This is a genomic window from Methyloceanibacter sp. (genome assembly GCF_049590335.1).
Lineage (GTDB): Bacteria > Pseudomonadota > Alphaproteobacteria > Rhizobiales > Methyloligellaceae > Methyloceanibacter.
Map to the genome: position 1 here is coordinate 1 of NZ_JBAWCQ010000130.1, position 2,095 is coordinate 2,095.

The window sequence follows — 2,095 nt, forward strand, 5'->3', positions numbered from 1 at the left end:
GTGATCGGATGAGCGCGTCCGAAGGCTTCAAGGAATTCGTCCAGGATCAGCTCGCAAGCTTTGGGCCCGTCGCTATTCGCCGGATGTTCGGCGGCGCCGGCGTCTATGCGGGCGACGTGATGTTCGCGCTCATTGCTGACGACACGCTTTATCTGAAAGCAGACGAAACCACCGCGCCCGCCTTCGAGGCCGAAGGTATGGCAGCCTTCACCTACACGGCGGAGGGTAGAAAACCTATCTCAATGTCTTATTGGGAAATTCCGCCACGCTTGCTCGAGGAGCAGTACAAGCTCGCCGAATGGGCCCGCGCGGCCCATCTTATCGCCTGCGCGGCGAAGGCAAAAAAGGCGAAGCCCAAATCTGCAAAGCCTAAGCCCCGGCGCAACAAGACGTCGTCAGCGTGACGCGCGAAGGCTAAGTCAAAGAGACGAAGTCTGCGCAACCAGTTCAGAGCGCTGAGCCGTAAGGCTCAGATTAGTTGCCGAAGGCGCGGTTGATCATGTCCGCGAAGCCTCCGCGCCTCTTGGGCCGACGGCGCTCCTGGCGCAGTTCTTCCTCGGCATAGGCTCCCGCCTGATCGTATGGCACCGGACCCGACGATGGGGCCAGCGCATGGGCCTGGATCCAGCCCTTAGTATTGCTGTTCGGATCGGTCACCTCGACCCAATCGCCGTTACGGGAAACAACCTTCAGATCGCGCCCATAGGGAAAGGCGAAAAGCACCGGCGACTCCTCGGACGCCGTTAGGCGCATGCCCGAACCGGACACGACGATCTTCGCCCATTCCTCTTGTGGCGCGCCGCCATACCCCGGACCCTGGGGATACCGACCTTGCGGGTACTGCCCTTGAGCGCCTTGAGGATACTGACCTTGTTGCGGGTATTGACCTTGTTGCGGGTATTGACCTTGTTGCGGGTACTGACCTTGGGCACCAGACTGCCTCTGGTCGGGATAGGCCGGGTAATCGCCCTGAGCGGTGCCCTGGGGTCCTGGAGGTTGGTAACGATTCTGACCGCCATTCAGATTCGGGTTATACGACGCGGTTCGATCGTAAGGTTGACCTTGCGCTGCGGGCAGCTGCTGGCCGTAGGGAGGCTGCTGCCTGACAGGCGGCGGCGGCCCGCCGTAAGCTTGGGGCTGACGGTAAGCCTGATTCTGCCCAGCCCCGTTCTGCTGTGGCACGTCGAAGAAGTTTCCTTGCTGACCGTTAAGCCCGGCGGCTTGCCCTTGTGCGGCGGCACCGGCAGGCGCATTGCCCCCGGGCTGCTGAGTCAGCCAAGGCAGTGGAGCGGGCGTGCCCGGCGCCGCTTGAGGTTGCCCTGCAGGCTGCGGCAGTGCCTCGGCATTCTGTTGGGGTGCGGCCTGGTTCGCGGCCGGGGCGCCTGAGTTCTTCACCATCGCGGACGCGGTGCTTTCGGAGACGCCATTGGTCTTCGTCGCGTCCTTGCCGGCGTCCTTCGCCTTCTGCTCCTTCTGTTTCTCAGCGTCCGCCGCCTCGGCCTCCTCACGCAGCTGTACTGCGAGGGCCTGCTCATAGGCGAGCGCCCGCTTCTTGGGCGGTGGCGCCTTCGTCATCGTGTCGGCGATCGGTTCTTGGAACAGCATCATCCACACCGCGCCCAGCGCGACGATGGACAAACTCGCAGAGAAGAAAATTAGCTTCTTGATGGTGGTATCTCCCTTCTTCAACCGCATTAGGCTGAGAAAAGGCGGCAATTGCGTGTCTTAAGCCAGTATTCTGCCGCCGTTAACCCTAAATTTCTATGAAGCGGCACCGAGCCGCAGCCTTTTTTTCTGACGCCCCGGACCTGCCAGACCTTGCGCCTGAATTCGGTCTGCCGGAGGCTATGATTTTGACCATTCCAACGCCTGCGAGAGAAGACTGTTCCGGCTTACCCAGCCACCAATCGAGAGGTGCGATTGTTCTATGTTGTCCTATGTCGAGCATGACAATGCCCAGGCCGTCGAAATCCACGTGGGCGGCAAGGTCTCGACTGAGGAGTTCGACCGCCTCGCGCAAAAACTAGAGGCGTTCATCACGCGCCACGGTCAAGTCCGCGTTCTGGAGCAAATCTCGGACTTCGAGGGCATTGAC

3 protein-coding genes are annotated in these 2,095 nt (G+C 61.1%); 2 read left to right on the top strand and 1 reads right to left on the bottom strand.

Annotated elements, in window-relative coordinates; all coding sequences use genetic code 11:
• The coding region (locus WBQ77_RS10465; RefSeq protein ID WP_424060145.1) for a TfoX/Sxy family protein at positions 1-404 on the top strand (404 nt) is incomplete at its 5' end.
• A gap of 70 nt (positions 405-474) precedes the next feature.
• Here the strand turns inward: WBQ77_RS10465 and WBQ77_RS10470 are convergent.
• Positions 475-1,716, bottom strand: coding sequence for a hypothetical protein (locus tag WBQ77_RS10470; RefSeq protein ID WP_424060147.1), 1,242 nt, complete (start codon positions 1,714-1,716; stop codon positions 475-477).
• A 211-nt stretch (positions 1,717-1,927) separates the two neighbouring features.
• On the opposite strand from WBQ77_RS10470, the gene WBQ77_RS10475 reads away from it, so the two are divergent.
• A partial coding sequence (locus WBQ77_RS10475) for an STAS/SEC14 domain-containing protein (protein WP_424060148.1) occupies positions 1,928-2,095 on the top strand: 168 nt, incomplete at its 3' end.